The organism is Enterobacter sp. E1, from assembly GCF_016809815.1.
Lineage (GTDB): Bacteria > Pseudomonadota > Gammaproteobacteria > Enterobacterales > Enterobacteriaceae > Enterobacter > Enterobacter adelaidei.
Genome location: NZ_JAFBJM010000001.1, coordinates 465,476 through 486,252 on the forward strand (window position 1 = coordinate 465,476; position 20,777 = coordinate 486,252).

The 20,777-nt window shown below is 52.0% G+C and carries 18 protein-coding genes; 3 read left to right on the forward strand and 15 right to left on the reverse strand.

Annotated features, from left to right (window positions below; genetic code table 11):
- Window positions 1–82 precede the first annotated feature (82 nt).
- The 3 genes from JGF26_RS02395 to JGF26_RS02405 are packed head-to-tail and all read left to right on the forward strand — an operon-like array spanning window position 83 to window position 3,401.
- Entirely contained in the window at window positions 83–1,633 is a 1,551-nt protein-coding gene (locus JGF26_RS02395) for a recombinase family protein (protein ID WP_134707453.1), read from the forward strand.
- Window positions 1,633–2,520, forward strand: a complete 888-nt coding sequence (locus JGF26_RS02400) for a plasmid partitioning protein RepB C-terminal domain-containing protein (protein ID WP_134707452.1) — start codon at window positions 1,633–1,635, stop codon at window positions 2,518–2,520. The genes JGF26_RS02395 and JGF26_RS02400 overlap by 1 nt, the downstream gene beginning before the upstream one ends.
- Window positions 2,517–3,401, forward strand: coding sequence for a plasmid partitioning protein RepB C-terminal domain-containing protein (locus tag JGF26_RS02405; protein ID WP_134707451.1), 885 nt, complete (start codon window positions 2,517–2,519; stop codon window positions 3,399–3,401). The genes JGF26_RS02400 and JGF26_RS02405 overlap by 4 nt, the downstream gene beginning before the upstream one ends.
- A gap of 139 nt (window positions 3,402–3,540) precedes the next feature.
- Here JGF26_RS02405 and JGF26_RS02410 read toward each other — a convergent pair whose 3' ends face one another.
- The 15 genes from JGF26_RS02410 to JGF26_RS02480 all read right to left on the reverse strand — a co-directional run bounded on the left by JGF26_RS02410 (window position 3,541) and on the right by JGF26_RS02480 (window position 20,765).
- Window positions 3,541–3,846 carry a PerC family transcriptional regulator gene (locus JGF26_RS02410; RefSeq protein WP_134707450.1) on the reverse strand — a complete coding sequence of 102 codons (306 nt, stop codon included), beginning with the start codon at window positions 3,844–3,846 and terminating at the stop codon, window positions 3,541–3,543.
- An 80-nt stretch (window positions 3,847–3,926) separates the two neighbouring features.
- Window positions 3,927–4,901, reverse strand: coding sequence for a MucR family transcriptional regulator (locus JGF26_RS02415; protein ID WP_134707449.1), 975 nt, complete (start codon window positions 4,899–4,901; stop codon window positions 3,927–3,929).
- A 6-nt stretch (window positions 4,902–4,907) separates the two neighbouring features.
- A complete protein-coding gene (locus tag JGF26_RS02420) occupies window positions 4,908–5,294 on the reverse strand; it encodes a DUF2513 domain-containing protein (RefSeq protein WP_134707448.1) in 387 nt (128 codons plus the stop codon).
- Between the two features lie 10 nt (window positions 5,295–5,304).
- A complete protein-coding gene (tssJ, locus tag JGF26_RS02425) occupies window positions 5,305–5,823 on the reverse strand; it encodes a type VI secretion system lipoprotein TssJ (protein ID WP_134707447.1) in 519 nt (172 codons plus the stop codon).
- Window positions 5,824–5,830: 7 nt separating this feature from the next.
- Window positions 5,831–6,931: a type VI secretion system baseplate subunit TssG gene (gene tssG / locus JGF26_RS02430; RefSeq protein WP_134707446.1), complete on the reverse strand. Its 1,101-nt coding sequence runs from the start codon at window positions 6,929–6,931 to the stop codon at window positions 5,831–5,833.
- Window positions 6,895–8,655, reverse strand: a complete 1,761-nt coding sequence (tssF, locus tag JGF26_RS02435; protein ID WP_134707445.1) for a type VI secretion system baseplate subunit TssF — start codon at window positions 8,653–8,655, stop codon at window positions 6,895–6,897. The genes tssG and tssF overlap by 37 nt, the downstream gene beginning before the upstream one ends.
- Window positions 8,656–8,664: 9 nt before the next feature.
- Window positions 8,665–9,588, reverse strand: coding sequence for a hypothetical protein (locus JGF26_RS02440; RefSeq protein WP_134707444.1), 924 nt, complete (start codon window positions 9,586–9,588; stop codon window positions 8,665–8,667).
- 105 nt (window positions 9,589–9,693) lie between these two features.
- Window positions 9,694–10,329: a hypothetical protein gene (locus tag JGF26_RS02445; RefSeq protein WP_134707443.1), complete on the reverse strand. Its 636-nt coding sequence runs from the start codon at window positions 10,327–10,329 to the stop codon at window positions 9,694–9,696.
- Window positions 10,322–10,933, reverse strand: coding sequence for a hypothetical protein (locus JGF26_RS02450; protein WP_134707442.1), 612 nt, complete (start codon window positions 10,931–10,933; stop codon window positions 10,322–10,324). The genes JGF26_RS02445 and JGF26_RS02450 overlap by 8 nt, the downstream gene beginning before the upstream one ends.
- Window positions 10,933–14,283 (reverse strand): ImcF-related family protein, encoded by a 3,351-nt coding sequence (locus tag JGF26_RS02455; RefSeq protein WP_203250355.1) that lies wholly within the window; start codon window positions 14,281–14,283, stop codon window positions 10,933–10,935. Before JGF26_RS02455 ends, JGF26_RS02450 begins: the two co-directional genes overlap by 1 nt.
- Window positions 14,276–15,451 (reverse strand): hypothetical protein, encoded by a 1,176-nt coding sequence (locus tag JGF26_RS02460; protein WP_134707441.1) that lies wholly within the window; start codon window positions 15,449–15,451, stop codon window positions 14,276–14,278. The genes JGF26_RS02455 and JGF26_RS02460 overlap by 8 nt, the downstream gene beginning before the upstream one ends.
- 4 nt (window positions 15,452–15,455) lie before the next feature.
- On the reverse strand, window positions 15,456–15,722 hold the full coding sequence (locus JGF26_RS02465) for a PAAR domain-containing protein (protein ID WP_134707440.1): 267 nt from the start codon (window positions 15,720–15,722) through the stop codon (window positions 15,456–15,458).
- A gap of 56 nt (window positions 15,723–15,778) precedes the next feature.
- Window positions 15,779–16,918 (reverse strand): putative type VI secretion system effector, encoded by a 1,140-nt coding sequence (locus tag JGF26_RS02470; protein WP_134707439.1) that lies wholly within the window; start codon window positions 16,916–16,918, stop codon window positions 15,779–15,781.
- A gap of 11 nt (window positions 16,919–16,929) precedes the next feature.
- On the reverse strand, window positions 16,930–19,746 hold the full coding sequence (locus tag JGF26_RS02475) for a T6SS effector BTH_I2691 family protein (RefSeq protein ID WP_134707438.1): 2,817 nt from the start codon (window positions 19,744–19,746) through the stop codon (window positions 16,930–16,932).
- Entirely contained in the window at window positions 19,746–20,765 is a 1,020-nt protein-coding gene (locus tag JGF26_RS02480) for a DUF4123 domain-containing protein (RefSeq protein WP_134707437.1), read from the reverse strand. Before JGF26_RS02480 ends, JGF26_RS02475 begins: the two co-directional genes overlap by 1 nt.
- Window positions 20,766–20,777: the final 12 nt, after the last annotated feature.

Genomic DNA, 20,777 nt, shown 5'->3' on the forward strand with positions numbered 1-20,777 from the left:
CAGCATTTAGTTTTCTTTCGTGTCTTATTGCCAATGGAAATAAGATCTTCATTATTTACGCATCATCATTGCGGGGTTATTTATGGAAGTACTGTTGTCTGAATCAGGAGCTACACCAGTCTATGCGGCTGAATACGTCAGAATGTCGACCGAGCATCAGCAATATTCCCTGGATAACCAGTCAGGATTTATTCGTGAGTATGCGGACAAAAAAGGGATAACGATCATTCATACCTACAACGATGCAGGTAAAAGTGGACTAAATCTGGCTGGTAGACCGGGTCTGAAAGCATTACTGAATGATGTTATTAATCACAAAATCAATATCTCCCTTCTGCTGGTCTACGATGTCAGCCGATTCGGACGATTTCAGGATACGGATGAAGCAGGTCATTATATCTATCTGCTAAAAACACACGGAGTGAGTGTTATCTACTGTGCGGAACCCTTTGCCGATCAGCACTCGGAGCTGCATATGCTTGGTCTTTCATTCTCCCGCTATGGAGCTGCCAGCTACAGCCGTAATTTGTCTGAAAAGGTATTTATTGGGCAAGCGAATCTGATCCGAAGGGGCTTTCACCAGGGAGGGATGGCTGGATATGGATTACGACGTATGCTCATTGATGAACAGCGAACACCAAAGGGAATTCTGGAGTTTGGTCAGCGTAAAAGTATCCAGACCGATCGCGTTATTCTTATACCAGGACCGCAGAATGAGGTCGATATTGTAAATCAGATCTTCGACATGTTTATCCACGAAGGTAAACCAGAACTGGTCATTGCCTCTGAACTCAATCGAAAACAAATTATCGCTGAGAATAACACTGCATGGACCCGTGGAAAGATCCACCAGATACTGACTAATGAAAAGTATATTGGTAACAACATCTATAATAAAACGTCATTCAAATTAAAACAGCGACACATTATCAATCCTGAAGAGCAATGGATCCGATTTGATGGTGCTTACGACCCCGTCATCAGTACTGAGAAATTTAATCTTGCACGTGAAATCATTCGTGCCCGTTCCCAGGTGCTCTCTGAGGACATTTTGCTTGAAAAACTCCGGGCATTACTGCTGAGAAAGGGACGACTTTCTGGGCTGATTATTGATGAGGAAGAGTTACTGCCATCCAGCAGCGTATACCGATCTCGTTTTGGAAGTCTGTTGAGAGTTTATCAACTCGTTGGATTCAATCCCAAAACTGATTACTCCTGGCTCGAAACCAAAAAATATCTCAAAGGTGTTAATGCAGACATTACCAATACCATCATCAGTAATATCTACCAGTCTGATGGATGGGTTAGTGATTCGTCAAATGCCGGTGTTTTAAACATCAATGATGAATTCACTTTAGCGATCCAGGCAGTCAGATGTCAGAGAACATCTCCAACAAACCTCAGATGGCGGATAAATTTTAATCACACTCTTGCCCCTGATATCAGTATCGCTGCAAGGATGGATAGCCTCAACGAGGCAGTCATTGATTATTATATATTTCCGTCAATTGATTTGATGCTGAATAACATTTACCTGAAGGAGCAAAATCCTTTTAGTTTTGAATTCTATCGATTCGATACCCTTAAACTACTTTATCAACTGGTCAAACGAACTGCGATCCCGGAGGCATAATGAACAGCGACGAAAAAATAAAACTGATTCAAATTTCCAGAATTTATATATCAAACCCAAGAAAAAGGGATAAATTTACTCACGATGAAATAAAGAAAAACATACATCAAATTGGCCTTAAACGCCCAATATCCGTACGTAAAATAATAGATGACACGTATGATTACGCCCTGATTTGTGGACAAGGACGGCTTGAAGCGTATCTTCAGTATGGTGAAACTCATATCCCGGCAATTATTAAAGTTGTTGATGAAGAAACGGGCCACCTGATGAGCCTGACAGAGAATATAGCAAGGAGAAAGCCCCGTGCAACAGAATTACTGGAAAGCGTAAGCCAGTTAAAAAAACAAGGACTCACTGATAAAGAAATAGGCGATTGCCTGGGATACACCACCAGTTGGGTTAATGGCGTGATCTCACTACTTGAAAAAGGAGAGAAAAAGCTACTTACTGCCTTTGAAGCCGGACATATCCCTTTGTATCTGGCGGTTGAAATATCTAGGGCCAATGACGATGAAATCCAGGACTCTCTTACAGAAGCATTAATGAATGGGAAAATTAAAGGCAACCAGATTAACATTATCAAGCGTATTATTGAGAGAAGAAAAGTAGGTGACAAAGGGGCCACGAACAAAGCATACGTACATAAACGCCCTGCCAGAAAATATACACCAGAGGAGTTATCAGATATCTACCAAAAGAACGCTGATGAGCATATACGTATACAGGCTAAAGCAAAATATGCCCGAGAAACATTTCTTGCAGTGAAGGAGATTTTCAGAAAACTGACACGTGATGAACAGTATTGCTTGCTGTTACGGAAAAACAATATTACGGACATGCCCGCCTGTTTGTCTTACATCGATAAGGAGTTAATACAGAAATGATTAAGCAATGCTTCAGTAATCAATTCCAGACTTATCCGGTTGAGGACTTGAAAAAATCCAGATCGCTTCCTGTAAATATTAAATCCAGTACTAAATACAAGCAAATTTTGACATCTATTACAGAAATTGGATTGATAGAGCCAGTTGTTATTTTCATTGGTGATGATGGCATACAAAAAATTCTCGACGGGCACCTTCGCGTAGAAGCATTGAAAGACCTTGGTATCTCTCATGCTCATTGCCTGGTCTCGCCCGTTGACGAGGCTTATTCGTATAACAAACGGGTGAACAGGTTAACGATCCTGCAGGAACAAAAGATGCTGAGAAAGGCAGTTGAATCCGGTGTGCCTGTTGAAAAATTAAGTGTCGTTCTTGGTGTATCGCCCAGCATTATCAATGCTCGTCTGCGCATCTCTGATGGTATAACACCGGAAGTCATCGCTTTGCTGGCTGAAAAAAATATTTCTCAGAATGTTTTTGATGTGCTTCGTAAGGTCAAGCCAGGCAAACAGCTTGATTTTGTAACAACCATGATAACGCTGAATAACTACAGCCGAAAATTTGCCCTCTCTATGCTACATAGCCTGGCACCTGAATTTTTAGTCTCTGCACCAGATAAAATTAGTGAAGACAAAGATGTTGTTAAGACATTAGCACGACTTGAAAAAGAAATGGCGGCACTTCAGATTGAAACACAAAATATCAAAGATGAATATGCTGAAAACAATCTCAACCTTCTTATTGCCAAAGCTTACATCGCTCGCCTTCTAAATAACAATGCTGTATTACACTGGTTGTATGATAACAACATTGAATATCTTGAGGTCTTGAAAACACTTTCAGGTGTAGATAATCTCGATAATATTATCAACAATGGATAGCGTTGCTATTAGCATGGATAAAGGGTGCATGCAAACCGAAAAGATCATGCACCTTTTTTTTAAGTGATTGTCTATCAAAGCCAAACGCCATTCATCGTTCTGTCTCAGACGATCAGTAAATGATACTCCTTCTAAAAAATCATTTACGCTTTACTGCCCCTTCAGGGTGCATCCTGAACATTGATCCGTTGGGCCTGCTTAAACCCATTCGTGCCTGTGTGGCGCTCGCAGCCTGGTTGATCGCAGCAATATCCAGTTTCTCTGGCTCCGTGGCAACAGGTGTCACCATCGACTGGCAATGTTTACGCCGCTGGCGGATCCATTCACGCTGAACATCGGTATGCTCAACTCTATCCATCACCGCCAGCCAGCGGGCCGCTGCTCTGCGCCATAATCCGGCGGCTTCCAGTTTTTCAGCGACGCTGTCGCTCACGTCTTTTGACATCTCTTACTGACTATCCATTGGTTAAATCTGAGTTACACATCTTATTCCCGGCTACAAATAACGCTTGCACAATCGTGGCATCACGGCGGTTCAGGCCAGCGCTTCAGCCATATGTAAAGCGTCTGCACAACAACACCGGCTTCACGGGCGATATCCTTCATTTTTTCGCCAGTGTCATGGCGCTGTCGTGCTCGTCTTAGCGCCCGTTCACGGATCGCACTATCTGTCGTTTTAATCGCCGGTGACTGTTCCCACAACTTTTGCGCTTTCAGGCGGTCCCCGTGCATCCTGCCGATGTACTCAGGATTAAACGGCTTCGCCCGTCCATTAAGTCGATTAGCCTCCTGCATGGCGGCGGCCAGCGCCAGTGGATCAACGTCACCATTTCGGATCTTCTCGTTAATTGAATCCGAATGGCTGCGCCGGTTGGCAAATCCCGCCAGTGGAATTTGCTTCATTATTTGCCACTTCTCACGATACTCCATCGTTGACATGCTATGTGCATGATTCAGATGTCTGTTCAGTGAGGAGTATATTTTCCCGCACTCCAGGCACTGGACGTATTCATGGTTGTGGTGCGCCCAGACCTCTTCTTTGCTGATAAACGGCCCGGTCCGTAACGGGGCGGGTTTGGCCCGATCGCGACTGATTTGTCCGAGCCACCAGGGCATCAATGGCGGCCAGCGTTCAGCAATCAGCGTTTCAATCACCGCCTGCCGGTATTCACAGGCACCGTGCGACAATCCCGTTAATTGCCCGACCTGATGCTGCCGGAGCCCGGACAGCCTGGCACGGGCATAAAGCGTCCATCGTTCCTGGTGCCGACAGTTTGCAAAAGGTGTACCCGTCCAGGCGGTAAAACGTCGGTCACAGTCCCGACAGTGATACATCCGGGGATCGGAGGGATAGCCCGTGATGTTCAGGCTGTCACACCACGGGCAACCCACAGGCTTCATTGCCGGGATCCCCTTGAGGTATCTCACCAGCGCTATCGCATCGGGCTGGAGTTGCCGGGGCAAAATGGCAAGCCAGTCTTCCTGAATGTCAGCTGCCATACTTGCTTACCCCACCAGATGCTTCAGTGCAGCCAGGCCCAGCACTTTCACAACCTCAAAAGACAACTCAATGCCTTTCTTTTTTGCCGTCGCCTTAATGCTTTCCCAGATTGTGGCTGAACGTATGGTATCGAGAAGATCATGGCCTGCCATCGTAAGGTAAGGGGTATCCAAAGACATTCCCGCAAAACCACCAACCGTTCGCAGCACCTCGACGTCCTTGATGAACCCGTTCGTCGTTAACAATTCCAGATGCCCCAGCAATATTGCATATTCCTTTTGCTGCTGTTCCTCTTCCAGATCTTCATACCCGTCATCCAGCCCTGAAAACAAATCCCGCTCTTCTTCGACATTTATTAGTAAGTTTCGCAACAAATCCCAGTCACGTTTCATCGTAACCCCCTCATTTATCTTCAGTCGGTTTCAGCGCCATCGTATTCCCTTCCAGAGCCACAGTACGCGGCTTGTCAGGATCGAGGTCAGCGCGGGCCAGCACCAGTCGCCAGTCATTTTTACGTACATCCGGGGTGCGGAACTGTGCCACCAGCGCCACGTACTGCGCCTTTTCATCCAGTGGCATATCCAGCGATACAGTGGTACCAGGTCGTATCCACATGTCTCTTTCAGCCAGCAGGTCTGCGCTCAGTACCGCACCGGCATCAGACTGCAGGGCCGCATAGTCCGCTTTATCAAACGCCTGCCGGTCTTTAAGCTGGTACACCCATACGTCAGTCGCCAGTGGCATGCCATCTTCATCAGGATTCAGTGCCGCACGGGCAGCGAGGTCAAGATGCAGTGTTTTCACCTGTTTGTAGAAAATAGCCTTCGCCACCGAAGTTGTGCCATCGCTGACCCGCTGAGTCAGGCCGCAGCCGGTTAACGTCAAAGCCAGCAACAGCAGTGCAGTAAATCGTTTCATCATTGTCCTTTCAGTCCTCAACCTCAGTGACCTCGCAGCGCGCGGGGTTCTTTTTCAGTCCTTCGTACCGGCCAAGTTTAATCGTCACGTCGTCCGACATTTCCGGGTCCGGCCCCGTATCATCAGGGTCGTGGCCCAGCAGAAACGAATAGCCCATATACACGCTGTCCTCGCGGTCACGGACGGTCAGTCGCGGTGCAGGCAACAGCCTGCGGGGAAACGTCAGGGAGATACGCGCGTCATAGCGCCAGCCCAGGTACACCCGCAGCAGGGAAAGTAAGTCGTTGTACAGCGCGTAGCCCGGCGGCATCCAGCCCCGTACGTCAGCCCTGCTTTCGGTATACAGCCGGATTTCAATCGTGCTGTTCACATCCCAGGCAAAGCCGCCCAGCACCGGACGGTCATCCAGAACAAATCCGTCCCCTTTCGCGCTCAGGGTCAGCTCCGGGACCTCCACTTTCCGCTTATAGCGCGGTATCACCGTGACCGAGGTATCCGGTGTGACCATCCTCACCACCGAGGCCACGCCTTCGGCTGTGCGCCCCGGCACCTGCAGCGCCGGCAACATGCCAAGAAAACGTGACAGCGGTGTGTCCAGGTGTTCAGCGGTACCGGGAATGCCCAGCCCGGCGAGGCCCAGCAGACACTGTGAAATCCGGTCGGTGCCGCCATCCTCAAACGACGCTGGGTAGCTGTGCTTGCGCCACGTACGGTAATACTGCGTTATCAGCCGGTGGTTGAAGATATCGAGGAAGTGCTCCACCGTTTCATGGCCGTCACGCTGCCGGGTGATGTCATCGATGTAGCTCGTGGGCAACGGGGAGGTAACGCCGTACAGCCCCATAAAGGTGGTTCTGACGGTCGGCGGAGAGTCCGGGTTGTCATCCGGGTTGCATTCAATGCCTTTAAACTCGCTCGCCGGGAATCCCATTCCAGCATGCGGACGCAGACGCACGGGGTCATCGCCGATACGCCAGCTGCTGCCGAGCGGCGGATACTCCGGGTGCGTCTTTTCCAGCCACTGCAGAAAGCGGTAAAAACTGGTGTACGGCAGGCGCGTGCCGAATGCGTCATTCAGCTGCGTGAAGCTGACAGATGGTTTTCTTTCCATCGCAGGCAGTGTCCTGTCGGTTGCAGTATCAGGGTAAGGCGGTTAAACAGGTGCATATCGGCGTACTGAGCGAAGAAGCGGTTCAACAGGCTGCCAAACAGCCAGACGTCGCCCTCTCCCGCAAACAGCGTACTGTCCAGCGTGACTTCGATATCCACGCCCCGTATCAGGCCACGCTTCCAGTATTCGAGGCGGTGGTGTTTAACCTCCACAATGGCATCCAGGCGACGGCTGTTCATCTCATCCTCAGCCCAGTTATAGAGCGCCAGGGTGTTACGCAGGACCTCCGCGTTATCCATCATCCACAAAAAACTGCTGCCCAGCTGACTCAGCAGCTTCCAGTGAAAACGGCGCTCATTGGGCGGGTAACACGGCATGGAGGGCTGACAGAGATTACGCACCCGGACCGGGGTCTGTTGTGTCCCGGAAAGCGTATCCAGCAGCACGCTCTTCAGGGTCATGCGGGGCAGACTGCCATTGGTCCCGGTGAGACTCAGCGCCAGCGGTTCGTCCGGCTGTAGGCGTTCACGTTCAAACTCTTCTCCGCCGAGGATAAGCTTCGTTTCCGTGCGCCCGGAGGGGCCGCGTTGCACACGGGTATGGAAATACCGAGGTGGACGTTCACGCCGCAGCATTCCGCCGTGCTGTTCAAACAGGCGAAACGACGTATAGCACGGCGCATCCTCTTCAAACGAGGCGGCGACCGATTCCACCGCAAAGATTTCGGTATGCGGGTCATCATTTCGCAGCGGCTGTAGCCGGTATTCCGTCTGTCCGGCATTAATCGCCAGCGGCAGCGCATCAAGGCGAAACAGGTTCACCACCGGCACGCAGTGCAGACGCAGGTTCTCTTCGCTGACGGTAAAATCATGCGGCCAGTGCTGTGTGAACTGCAGCTCCAGCTCAAACCACGGCAGCGTTTCGGGCCACGCCACCTGTTCCAGCCCTTCCAGGGAGACGAACATAAACTTCTCGCGGAAGGTGAAGTATTCCAGCAAATGCTGGTAGCCGCTGTACTCGCTCTTCTCCACATCCCAAAGATGCGCGTCTTCATCAAAGGCGCAGGCACGAAAACGCAGGGGTAAAGGCTCACGGTCCACATTACCGGGCATCCGGATAAACGCCTGTGCCACCCGACGGGTCAGGAACAGATGCAGCAGGGAGGCCAGCGGCGCGTCACCGTTGAGGTACACCGGCAGTGCGGAAAGACTGAGTTGCCGCCAGTCGGCGGTGTTACCGCAGGCAAAGCGCAGACGCAGGGCATTGCGGCCGCCGGGTTCAGTGAAAATGGCCGCCTGTTGAAGTGCGAGCGGTTGCAGGGTCAGCGGTCGCGTGGTGCGGTAGCGACAACGAACCCGGTTGTCTCCCACCGGCGCGGAAATCACTTCGGTGTGCATGGCTACCGTGTCGCTGTGTTTGAGCGCATCGGGTTCAGGGGCAATTTCCACCACGCACATCGACGGCAACGGACGCAGATAGTGCGGCCACAGCAGGCTGATAACCCCTTCCGTCAGTTCGGGGTAATCGTCATCCAGTTTCTGGCGCACGCCGCCCATCAGGAAGGCAAAGCCCTGGAACAGACGCTCCACAGATTCGTCCATTTTGCCGTTCAGTGAGAGGCCCATGTATCGGGCTTCTTCCGGATGCAGTCTGGCGAACTCCTGCGCTGCATCACGCAGATAGCGCATTTCGGTGTCGAAGTAGCGAAGGGTTAAATCTTCCATAAAAACTATCTACACATTGTTAGCAGAGGGATAATTCCTGCTCGCAGAACTTGCATTTTCAAAAATCTCTGGCATCGGATTTTTTGCATGAGGGTTTTTCAGCAGTTTGTTCTGAGTGAGTTCACCCGCTTCATTCAAACAAATAAACCATATACCACTAATAATGGTATAATCATTGATTATCGCATCATCCAAACCCTCACTAAAAACGCTCCCATTGACACAAGTGCCATTATTTTTAATGAAAGTGTGATCATATTTTATATTTTGCTTTGAACTAACAAAACTTTGACCATCCATGTCCACCTCAATTTCAATGTGAGTGGCTATCAAACCGTATAGAGAATTAAAAAAATGAAAATCGACCTCATCAACACCATCAATAAACCCTAAATTAATACAAATAATGTTAACATGGCTTTCATCAATAACCTTGACATCATCACTCAAATACTTACGGAACTGTTTCATCTTGGTGTGTATGCAAGAGGATATAACCTCAAACAACGAATCTTTTTTTAGCTGAACAACATCAATAGAACCTTTTCTTTTGAACACAGGGCGTCCATTTTCAGTTGTGGACTCAAAATGACTAAAGGAAGCATTCTCTGTATCAACGCGCATCGGAGTGATTAATTCAACAACTATTTCAACATTATTAAGCTTGACCAAAAAATCAGGCACCCCTTTTTTCTGAGAACCTATTTTTTGTGGTTTAAACCCATGTTCTTGAAAAAATCTAAACAGCTGCAATTCAGATAAAGCCTGACATGATTGATCCTTTCCCCCTCCTAATTTAGGCAAGAAATCATTCCCAATCAAACCAGAACGATACATTTCTGAAAATGCGTTAGCTAGAGATTCTATTTCCTGATCGGTAAAATAAAAATTCCGCTTTACCGCATTCAAAAACAAATCAATTTCCAGTTTCATTTCAAACCTCATTAAAATTAATTAAAAAACAATCAATATAACAATACTCATCTAAGAGCACTGAATCCATTGAACAACATTATTCCCCCCCACAACTCAACCCATTCAAAATGCCATCGCCGGGAAAGTGAAATAATCACGATAATCAATCTCCATGACGTGACTGAACGCTGTATTCACTTCATCGGAAAATTTTTGAATTCTCGTAAACGACAACCTGAACACGCCGATTTCTTGGATATAATCAGCATGTTCAGTCAGCGAGATTAATCTGGCGGACAGTTTTTGCAGGCCGAGACCCGCTTCATCACACAATGTGATCAATGCGGACTCAAGCACAGCGTGTATTTCAGGTTTGATTTTTACCCCACGACGGATCACCAGTGCATAGCGGGCAAAAAACTGAAGTTTTAACTGGTTTATTTTTTTTGTCAGGTCCAGACACTGCCTTTCCACCTCGCTCTTCTGACGTGAAAAGGTGTCATCATTTTCAACAGCAACCATCAGAGCCATGCATTGCGCCACACTCAATTGAAAATTCACCAGATTTGGTAAAAGAAGGTGCAATTCATCATAGAAGCGATTAGCGGCATCATGTGCCCTTTCCAAATCCCTGCGGCGCAGCCAACGCCATGCCAGTATCAAACCACCTACCGCTCCTGCTGCTGTGGCAAGATCGCTGAGAACAGACGTCACAGCCCCGATTGTTTCAATGGCTGAAACCAACTGTGAACTACTCATTGCGCCCGCCTGTGTGCTTTTCCTCAAATGCTTCGATGAAAGCGATAGCTTTATCACGGAGCGCTCTTCGCCACACGTCCCGCTTTACACTTCGTCCGTTACCGTTGATATAAGCCACGGATGTACTTCCAAGATGTCTGCCGGGAATGATGGCATCATCGGTTCTCTCATCGGGCGGAACCCAGACGGCTTTCGGTGCGGTAATGCAATAACTGAATGCCAGTCCTTTATCTGTCGGAGTCTCCTGTTCACCTTCAACCGGGAATACCGTACGAAGACGATACTCCCCTAGGAAAGAGGCGTTGTCGTACCAGCCAACTATTTTCAGCCGTTTATTCCCCTCTTCTGCTGCAACAAAAACCAGCAGCCATCCCTCAGATTTATCCCGTTCGGCCAGACTTGCCATCGGTGCTTTTTTCCCGCCAGCGATTGGGGGAACGTAAATCTGATACTGCTCAGTATCCAGTTCAGTATTCTGCACAAAATTGTACTTTTCATGAGCCTCGCGATCCTGGATGTATCCATGACGACCCCGGACGCGATCACCCTGATAATATTCAGCCCAGCCACATTTGATGAAAGCAATCCTGTTATATCTTTTCATTAATCCTCCATGTCCCGCACGCTATTCCTAGTGGTTGCTGTTGCTGATACATCAACGTTTCCCTCTCCCGTTGCTACAAACACCTGCTGCGGCAGCCTGAATCCTTTAAGCCTCAGCAGCGCAAGCGGGCCAACCCCAGCCTCTGTACGCAGCATCATGTTCAGCGTGTCGCCGTCAGCCGTTTTCCAGCGCAGCACATACGTACTGTTGTCCGTCGCCTTCACCTGCGCCTTATCCAGCAGACGGATAAAGCCCCAGCTTCCGGGATAATCGGCGAAAATACGCTCGCCGGTGTTCACGCTGGTCCAGGTCAGGGTGGTGCGCGGCTTCCACTGACTGTCCGGCCACACATACGGCTGCCAGCTCTCCACCTGGTTGTGGTAATCGAGCTTCTGCTGGTCGAGGAACAGCGTGGTCTGCATCACATCGCGGGCCGGTTTACCCATCAGCTGAAAATGCACGCTGGCATCACCGCCGGTGAACACCACATCGGCCAGCTCGCTGAGCGCATTCAGCGCATCCAGAAACTCCGGGTTAAAGTGCAGGCCCTGGCTGCTGATGGCATCCGGTACCCAGCGACGACCTTCCTTATGCAGCACACCGCCGAGGCTGATTTTCACAAACTGCGTGATGCGCCCGGTGTCATTGCGCAGGTATTGCGACAACAGCGGCAACGAGGCTTCACTCTGTTTGTCAGGCGAGAGCGGCCAGCGGTCATTAAAATCATGCTGCCAGTCATTCACGATACTCTGCTGCCACTGGCTGTTAATGCTCTCTGCGGTCGGGGCCAGCACCTGTTGCCAGGCCTGCTCCATCGGCTGCACGAACAGCGCCTGACCAAAACCGCTCCACTCCTGGCCGAGGCTGGCCGCTACCAGGCTGCCGTAATCGCGGGTGTCGGTCACATCCACCGATTTCCCCTGGAATACGGTCTGCGCCAGCGCCTGCATCATCGCCTGCGGGTCTGCGGTATTCGTCACCTGCTGGAGTTTGAGCCGCACACGGGTCACGCGGGTGAGGAAGGTCTGCAGACTCAGGCTGTCGCTGCCGCCGGTCTGGTTACTCAGTAATGCCAGTGCCGGGCCAAAGGTCGCATCGAGCGGCCCATGCGGTCCCGCCTGCTGGTCGATGGCCTTCGCGTTGTCGCTGTGCAGGATATTCTGCGCCGATTTCACCAGCGAATCAGACAGGGCTTCCTGTGACTGCCCGGCGCGACCCTGAATGTTCAGGGTGTTCATCAGTGCCACCAGCGGCGACTGGCGCACATCGGCCAGCATTGTCAGCTGGTCAATCGCATCCGAGAGTGTGGCGGCATTCTGCCAGTGCAGGCTGTTGAGGAAATCGAGCCACGCCCCGGCGTAGTCGGTAAAGTAGCGTTCCGTCAGACGGGCTTTAAGGGCCTCCGGTGAGATATCAGAGGCTACCTGGTGTTTGCTGTCGGTCAGTACCCAGTCGATTTCATCGCGGCGCTCCTTCACCACCTTCTCAATGGCAGGCTGCACCGCGTTATCCCAGGCTTCACGGGTGAACATGCCCGGCACCACCTCATCGGTGGTAAACAGGCGCGAGGCATCGGTATCGCCGGTCATATCGCTGAGGCGCATATCGGCGTAGTTACGGGAGACCTGTTGCAGCATCTTCTGGTAGAGCGCCGATTCGGCGTTACGCTGACCAATCAGACGCAGTAAGGCGCTGCGTGTGCCGGAGACCAGCTGCGGGTCGGCGGGGGTTTTCCAGTCCGGATGGGACGACAGGTTTTGTGCCAGGAAAGCCAGTTGCTGCGGCCCCTCATACTGCCACACACCCGGTGCCACGCCCTCGCGGCGCGGCCAGAGGGTCATCACCGTGGAGGTGAAGAAAGCCGCGTCCATCTTTTCAGGGCGGTTTAACATCAGCCAGGCTTTCAGCCAGTCATAGGCATTGCGGCTGAGCTTTGTCCGTTTATCACTGTCAGCGGGTAAGGCATTCCAGGCGGTCAGCGTGTCACGCAGTCTGGCGGCCGTGGCATCGCGTAACAGCGGTAACGCGCTGCGGGCATACTCCGGCCACAGACGGGCCAGCAGGTCATCGTTCTGGCTCTGACCAAAACGGTTATACCAGGGCACTCCGTGTTCACTGCGGTACTGCAGGCGCTCCATGTCCCTCTGCAAGGCGTCCAGAGCAATCAGGCGGTCGCCGGTGTTCCGGTGCGTATCACGGGCGGTGGCCGCCAGCTGCTGCGCATCCGTAATCTCATGCCGGTTAGCGCTCCACGAGAACAGCACACCTGCACAGGTCAGTCCCAGCACCATCAGCCCCGCCTGATACAGCATGCGCTCCCACGCCATCCCGGCACGCTGGATTTTCAGCCCCGGCAAATCGTCCAGAATGGCAGTCCAGCTGTTATCCGGCAGCCAGCGCTGTTTGTCGGTCCCCTCCTTCGGATACACCGGCGGGCTGAACATCACCCCGCGCAGCGGTACGGCATAGGGGCATGTGAGCAGCGATACGCCCAGTGCGTGAAAGCGCTCCGCCATCCCGTTGCGCAGCTGCCAGCCCAGACGCAGCAGAAAGTCATGAGCGTGGTCCATCAGCCCCTGCTGTACGCCCGGCGCCATCAGCGTGTCCGGCAGGGATTTCAGCGTATCCACCAGCTCCGGCGGCGTGGTATGGGGTGCCAGCAGGCAGCCCACCGGCTGCGTTTCACGTCCGTCCTGCGGCCAGTCGCTTTTCTGGATTTCCCACAGGTACAGCGGTGCCCGCCAGCCGAGCTTTTTATAGCGTTCGTTCAACTGGCGAACAATAAGGTCGCCCTGCATCGCCTGGCGCAGTTCGCCGTCATAGACCAGTACCACCGCGCTGACCGCGCAGCGTTTGAGTTTACGCAGTACCGCGATACGGGCACTGTCAGCTCCTGAGAGCAGGCTCCCGCCCCACACGGCCACCACGTTGTTGGCTTCCAGCCATCCGGCATCCGCAATACCCGGTACCGCCAGATTCGCCGTGCGGTGATGTCCGGCAATCACCACAAACCGCACTTTGTTGCGCCAGTTAAGCCCGTAGCGATGTTTCAGGTAATCGCGGATTTCGGTCAGGGTGTCCCGCGTCTCATTATTCTGCGGGTCTGAAACAGACTCAGTGTCCGTTTGTTCACCCACATCGTCCGGCTCACTCTGCTTACGGTAACGCCATACGCCCAGCGCACCGCAAACCAGCGCATTCAGGGCCAGCCAGTAAAGCCCCTGCTGCTGGCGTGTCAGCTGCCAGTGCGGCCCCAGCCACCACAACAAACCAGCACTGACCAGCGCCACCAGGAGCATCACCAGCGTGACGCCGGTAATACGGGAAACGTTAAAAAAACGGTTAATCATTACTGAATGCTCCGGTGCTGACGCTGCTTAACAGCACAGCATCACCATCATGAATCATGGCGCACTGCACGCCGGGTTTTGCGAGGGCCATCTGCATCATCAGAGTCACGGTAAACCAGTCATGATACGGGCCGGATTTACCCAGCCAGTGGGGAAGATAATGCTGCTCCGGTAACGGCGCAGGGGTGGCAGAGTTTTTTTCATCCATACCGGTGTCACTGTCATCGGGTTGCGGACGCTGACTGTGCGCTATCAACAATACATCGGCCTGTTCACGGGTGACGGCATCGGTCCACAGACCATTCATGCCTGTCGTTAAAGGCTGGTAACCGAGAAAACGACGAAACGCTGCCGGTTCAGCGGGGGGCGAGGTATGCATTGGGCGATGGAGAGAACAGTGCACAGGAAGTCCCGACACCTGCCCAACCTTCGGTGCCAGCAACCAGATAACAGCCCCTTCGGTAGTAGCCTGCTGCGCATCGCGGTGGTGAATTATCACCAGTTGCGCTGCCACAGAGGGGGATGCAAGCCAGCGGTTTATCTGTCTGGCGTAAGAATTCAGCACAGTGAGCGAAGGCAACAATAATGACACCGGTAATCCCAATGTCTGCCAGGCCCCGGAAAACTGTTGCCACTCATCCTTATCGCACCCTTCAGGCAGTGAGACTTCAACCGGAACGCCTGCCGCAACGAGTTGCTGTAACTCCGGCAGCAGCGGCAGTAACAGGTCATGGAACAGCGCGTTAAACCCGGTAAAGGACGGCAACAGCAGCGGCTTATCTCCGTTCACCGGACCATCGCTGTTAAGCGGGGACAATACCGCCGACGGAAAAAAGGCATGAAACCCCAGCACCGCCACTGACCGCTGCGCCCAGTCCTGCCATTTCAGCGTCGTCAGGCGGTTAAGATTGCTGATGTCTTCCGCATGTTCAGCTTCCACCCCATAGCGGTACATATTCCAGCCAGCAATACCGGCAAACACCAGAATTAACAGCACCACGCAGCCAAAAGTGTACAACAGCAGACGCGGGTCTTTAAGCCAGAAATAGCCGCCACATCCCACCAGCAGTAGCGTCATGACACACAGCGAAAAGCCCCGCCACCAGCCACTCCAGCGTAATGGTTTTACGAATGGGACCGTATAAGGTTCCGGTATCGTCCAGTGCATCAACCTACCCCATTATCGACGTGCTGGTACTGGCAATCACCCGACAGCCACACTGGCATAATGCGCCATCAAAGGCAGCGTCTTTGCCGTCAGATTTCCAGCCGGGCTCTGAACTGACAATACGGTTGATGCCGTGGCCCTGAAGCGGGCAACTGACCAGATCGCCAATCAGGGCGATCTTTTTACCCTCAATAATGGAGGTGGAAGATACATTAATCACTTCACCACCGCTGGTCAGTTTATCGCCGAGACGAATATTCCCCTTTGACATAAAAATTCCTTATTCAACAAAACTCACTAAAAAAATAATACTGATAGCTGTTAACCTCAGTAGTAATAAAAATATTCATATATATATCCATCACTTCCACTCTGTGGCATAGGGATTTCCCCCTCTGTCCTTGGTCGAATATCTCCCGCATCTTTTTTCTTTTGGGTTATCTTCCCGGCATGAGACAACAGGTTAAACCGCTCCCCGCCAGGAAAACCTAAAACATCTGCAATCCGACCATAAAGCTTAAATTGCTCACCTTTTCTCTTCATGGCCCGCTTATATACACCAATGGACAAAAGCAACGATGTAACAACATAGATACATAGGGTGCTGAAAAATGAATTTGTAGAAAAGAATGGATACAAAAATGGGATCAATAGAATTGCAAAAATAAACGATGCCACAATATGAAAAGCATTAGATGATTTCCCTTTGAAGCACTCAGGAGTTATTGAGATTGTCCCTCTTGCAAGGTTGATAATGGCATATACCAGATAGCCATCACCGAATGGCATGGCTGCCATCTCAACGCGATCTCCCGGCCGGATATCTGTCATACCAAACCAGCCTGAAAACGTTTTGCCGTTGATTTTTCCCTTGGTGTAAAGGCAATTCACTTTATCCGACGACCCAGAACTACTTACAGCGCTACCAGAAAATGACTGCGTGAGCATGGCTCCCACCATGCCTTTACCGTCCAGCCGCGCTTTAAATGCCTGCAAATCGCCAGTTGTCATATACGCCTGCGCATCAAACCAGGCTCTGGCCTTGATAAACTCGACCTCTTCTATAACACCGCTGATTTTTATCAGCGGCTCAGGGGGTGGCAGGACTGGCAATGGCGGAAATTTCTCAATCTCATCCGCCAGGAAAACCATTTCAAGACTCTCATCATCAATATAGCTGTTCTGAAGAGCGATCCCCCTCCCGTTGAACTCATCCTCCCCATGCGAAGCCAAATACTCCTGGTGAGATTTCAAGTTATTCTGCAGGCGAAAAGAACTGCCCTCCATATAAGATCTCAGGACTTTCAGATCCTTATAACCATTCGTTTCGTCGAAAATATTATCCCGCCACTGCTGTTTTGTTTCTTCCGGCAACTGTCTGAACCGCAGTTGCGCATCTTCCAGGATCTCTTCCAGGGAGACCCGTCTGAATCGAAGCAACGCTTCTTCGTTATTCAAATCACTCATGCCACTGTTCCTTAAAGCATCGACTGTTGAAGGGTCTGGATACGCTGCGCTTTTTCACGCGCTTCTGCCGCATCTTCCTGTACCAGTTTTTCAGTCAGTGGCAGTCCGAATGTCTCATGTAGAGCTCTGACCAGGCTGTCTTCCTGCTCCTGCCAGGCCTGCGCCCGACCGTCATCTGTCAACTCGCGTGTATTGCCGACGGTCGAATCACTACCAAATACGCATTTTTCACACCAGTCCTGGAGATCGTTATCAGTGAAGATGGCAACAATAGTGGGGGCAATAGCCACCAGAACCATGACTTCCCAACTCGCCAATATGCCTATCACATCCAGGGTTAAGTCAGCAGCTGTTTGGGCTAATAATGAACTTGCATTGTTTGCAATAATGCTTTTTAAAACACCAATAGCCCCCCGTTTTCCTAGTAATTCAAGTAAGCCTTCACTGCTCTGGATCGCAAATGCGCTATCTGACAACACCTTAGCCCCGGACAGCCACACCGCTTTCAGGCGAGCCTCACCCTGCTTATCAAAACTTTCCAGCAGGTCACCTAAGTCGGCGATCACCATCAGCGCAGCAGCAAAGCTCCCACAACTGTTAGCCCGCAATTTCCATTTTGATAACTTAGCCCCCTGCGGCGGCATATTGCCGATGAAGCTGGGAACCCCGGATTGGCTGACGGCTGACATCATCCCGTAAGCGGGCAACGCGACCTGTATCCCGGCACTGGCGGTAAACAATCCGGCAGAGAGAATATTGCTGTAGCTCTTTGCATCGTTTTTAAATTCTTCAAGCTGATTGCTGAGCTCCCACATATTCAGGAACACGCCCAGCAGCTTGATACGTGATACCGCAATATGCCGTTGCCCTTCCGGAGAACGGAGCATCGTTTGAAAATTATCTGAATACTCATTGCTGATAAGTTTGTTCAGGTTGACATTTGGCTCGTTCATATATTTCGCCATTATGTCCCGTCTGAACTTCGTCGCCCCCTGCAACCCGGTATCCATCTGGCTGGTTATCAGCGCCTGGATCTGTTTCTCCTCCACTCCAGCATCAAGTGCAAACAACCATTTGTAGAGCAGTTCATTGGCGGTATCGAGATTCCTGCCCATCACGGTTTTATTGAACACTTCGCTGGTAAACGTGGTAAGCCGACGGTCAGCCCACGCCAGAATTCGACGCACCAGCGACTGATTACCGCTTTTGGACTGCATATCCAGCGCCTCCAGCGCCCGATCGCAGGATTCACCAAACTTACCAAACGCCGACATAAAGCTGTTTACTGTGGTGAGGATCGCCGGTTTATCCGATTCCCTCACGGGATTATCTTTTCTCGCCGCCTGCTTCTTCATCTCATCCAGTACGGGCGACATCTCCTGCATCAGTGCCGGATCGTTAAAGAACTGGCTGCGCCAGAACAGGTTGGTTTTGTCACTGCTGCTGTACGCGTTTATCCACTGTTGAATCAGCTGACGCCCCGCAGGGGCCACGTTCAGTGACGCCACCGCGTAGCCCACAACCTCCCGATAATAGAGGTTATCTTCCACCCGGCTGCTGTTGTGGTCCTGAATACAGATGATAAAACGATTGTCCTGCAGCCAGTCAATACGCAACCCCATCAGCGCACGGGTCTGCTTATCCAGCTCTTTGCACAATTTGTCGTAGGCATCGGCAAACTGTTCCAGTTTCCCGGGTGTCAGTTTTGCGGTGTAGGTACTCCAGTCGTACGCGACGCCCTGACTGTTCGCCCACGCATTGCCCTCTTCATAAAACTGCTTTATCTGCTCGCGGCTGTACGTCCCGCCCATCGTGCGATACAACAGCTGTAAATCCTGTTCCCCATGCAGTTTTGCATATTCCGCCTGCTGCGCCGTGGTCATCTGTTCGACCTGGTTTTTCACCCCGTTTATATTGCGCCAGGTCGAAAACTCCACGCTCAGTTCATCCAGATAGCACTGATGCGCCAGCGCCAGTCCATCAGTCCAGTGAGCCAGTTCATGCGCAATGCCCACCGGGTCCTGCAGTGCCAGTATCAGCGGTGAAATCGGCTTGCCGGAACTCGCCGTACAGCGGGATTTCATCGCCTGCAGGGAGTTGCTGGCGCGGTCAGCCCGCTGTCGACTCCAGGCGTGGAAGGTGGTGTGTGGGGTCACGCTCTCCTGATAAAAACCGTACTGGTTGTCAATAAACGAACTGACCCGATATGTGGGGCGCTCTTCATCGCGTAGCCGTTGTGGGGAGGTGTACTGATAGTCCAGCACTGCATTCAGTGCAGCTTCGTTCGCCTGCACCAGCCCGTACTCCTGTGCCACGATGTGCGAGCACCACTCGGCGGGCGTAATGTTCTGCATCCGCTTCGCGCGGGCGTTTGCATCACGGGTGTAGAGGTCCAGCGCTTCAGCCTCCCACGGTGCATGGGAGAAGGCCACCCAGGTTTCGTATTTCAGCGCCTTTTCACTGAGCGCCATATGCTCCAGGTTGGTGGCCTTATGTACCGGGCGACCGCAGGGCAGTGGGTTAAACACCGGCTGAGCGCCCAGACCCGTGGTGCCCTGATAGTAGAGGTCGCCATTTTCCGCCACGCTCCAGCATTCCCAGTCATACAGGGCATTTTCCGGTAACGCGCCCGTGTTATAGAACACATAGATAAAGCCCTGACGCACGGTACGCAGCGCGTAGTGATAACCACTGAGCGCCGGAAAGGGCGTCTGCGGTGTCGCCCAGGCGGGCAATGTCTCAGTCATCGTGTCCGGGACGATGGCGTAACGCAGCGGCATCAGCACCGGGCCGCTTTTCTGGCAAATGGTACAAATCGGTTCAGCCATTATGCGTTCTCCGTGGGGGGGTGTTGTTCCTGCGCAGTGCATTCACGTCCGTACTGCGCCCAGGTCTGTCGGCTGATATCCCGGATGCGCTCCCGCCACGGCACATCCGCAGCCGGAAAGGAGTAAGGGTCCAGCAGGTAATCAATCTTCGGATGCCGGTCAATGCGCGGATGGTCGGACAGAATGTGGAAAGCCAGGTCTTCTTTCTCGTCATCATCGTGAAAGGCTGGATGAGACCGCACGCGGCCAAGCGCCTCACTGACAAGACGGGCAGCGGTTAACTCCGGGTAACGCGGCATGTCCATCGCCAGCAGGCGGTAACGGCGCAGGGCACGGTTGATAATCCCGGCATCGTGCAGAATAAAATCTGTCTGTTCCTGGGAGAGCCCTAACAAAAAGGTGAGATGCAGCGCACTGTCAGCGCGGTAACGGCGCACCACCGGCTGGCCGTCTCCATCCATGAGTATCCAGCGGGAGAGAATGCCCATCACCCGCTGCTGGCGAAACTCTTCCAGTACCGGCCACAGAATGCTGTTTACCGCCGGGTCGTAATAGCGCATTCGCATCATCTGGTGTGAAGGCTGTTGCTGAATGGCGGTGTGCCCGACCTGTTTCGCCACATCCTCAATGGAGTGCAGGCTGGTGAGCCAGCCACAGACCGAACGGCCTTTTCCCCGGCACAGTTTGTCGGGGTGGATTTCATCCAGTGCCACGGTGATGCTCAGTACCAGCAATTTCCGGTCATCGTCATTGCTGAGGTTCAGCGCCACCAGCCACGGATAATCGGATGCAGAAATGGCCTTGTGCGGCAGGCTGACGGGCACCGGTCTGCGGGCAACCAGCCGGTCAAAGAACGTGGTATCGGTCTGCAGCACCAGCGGCACCGGGTCAATAAACAGGTACAGGGTCTCTGTTGAGCCACGCATCTCCTGCTCAATCAGCGCCAGCATTTTCTCTGCCTGCATCTGTTGTGCCTGTGGGCTGTAGTCAAAGTTGATAGTCAGTGTGTTATCCGTCATCGTTTGTTCTCC

Bases quoted from the DNA above. Each gene is read 5' to 3' on its own strand.
- JGF26_RS02395 (WP_134707453.1), top strand. From the start codon at position 83: ATGGAAGTACTGTTGTCTGAATCAGGAGCTACACCAGTCTATGCGGCT.
- JGF26_RS02400 (WP_134707452.1), top strand. From the start codon at position 1,633: ATGAACAGCGACGAAAAAATAAAACTGATTCAAATTTCCAGAATTTAT.
- JGF26_RS02405 (WP_134707451.1), top strand. From the start codon at position 2,517: ATGATTAAGCAATGCTTCAGTAATCAATTCCAGACTTATCCGGTTGAG.
- JGF26_RS02410 (WP_134707450.1), bottom strand. From the start codon at position 3,846: ATGTCAAAAGACGTGAGCGACAGCGTCGCTGAAAAACTGGAAGCCGCC.
- JGF26_RS02415 (WP_134707449.1), bottom strand. From the start codon at position 4,901: ATGGCAGCTGACATTCAGGAAGACTGGCTTGCCATTTTGCCCCGGCAA.
- JGF26_RS02420 (WP_134707448.1), bottom strand. From the start codon at position 5,294: ATGAAACGTGACTGGGATTTGTTGCGAAACTTACTAATAAATGTCGAA.
- tssJ (WP_134707447.1), bottom strand. From the start codon at position 5,823: ATGATGAAACGATTTACTGCACTGCTGTTGCTGGCTTTGACGTTAACC.
- tssG (WP_134707446.1), bottom strand. From the start codon at position 6,931: ATGGAAAGAAAACCATCTGTCAGCTTCACGCAGCTGAATGACGCATTC.
- tssF (WP_134707445.1), bottom strand. From the start codon at position 8,655: ATGGAAGATTTAACCCTTCGCTACTTCGACACCGAAATGCGCTATCTG.
- JGF26_RS02440 (WP_134707444.1), bottom strand. From the start codon at position 9,588: ATGAAACTGGAAATTGATTTGTTTTTGAATGCGGTAAAGCGGAATTTT.
- JGF26_RS02445 (WP_134707443.1), bottom strand. From the start codon at position 10,329: ATGAGTAGTTCACAGTTGGTTTCAGCCATTGAAACAATCGGGGCTGTG.
- JGF26_RS02450 (WP_134707442.1), bottom strand. From the start codon at position 10,933: ATGAAAAGATATAACAGGATTGCTTTCATCAAATGTGGCTGGGCTGAA.
- JGF26_RS02455 (WP_203250355.1), bottom strand. From the start codon at position 14,283: ATGATTAACCGTTTTTTTAACGTTTCCCGTATTACCGGCGTCACGCTG.
- JGF26_RS02460 (WP_134707441.1), bottom strand. From the start codon at position 15,451: ATGCACTGGACGATACCGGAACCTTATACGGTCCCATTCGTAAAACCA.
- JGF26_RS02465 (WP_134707440.1), bottom strand. From the start codon at position 15,722: ATGTCAAAGGGGAATATTCGTCTCGGCGATAAACTGACCAGCGGTGGT.
- JGF26_RS02470 (WP_134707439.1), bottom strand. From the start codon at position 16,918: ATGAGTGATTTGAATAACGAAGAAGCGTTGCTTCGATTCAGACGGGTC.
- JGF26_RS02475 (WP_134707438.1), bottom strand. From the start codon at position 19,746: ATGGCTGAACCGATTTGTACCATTTGCCAGAAAAGCGGCCCGGTGCTG.
- JGF26_RS02480 (WP_134707437.1), bottom strand. From the start codon at position 20,765: ATGACGGATAACACACTGACTATCAACTTTGACTACAGCCCACAGGCA.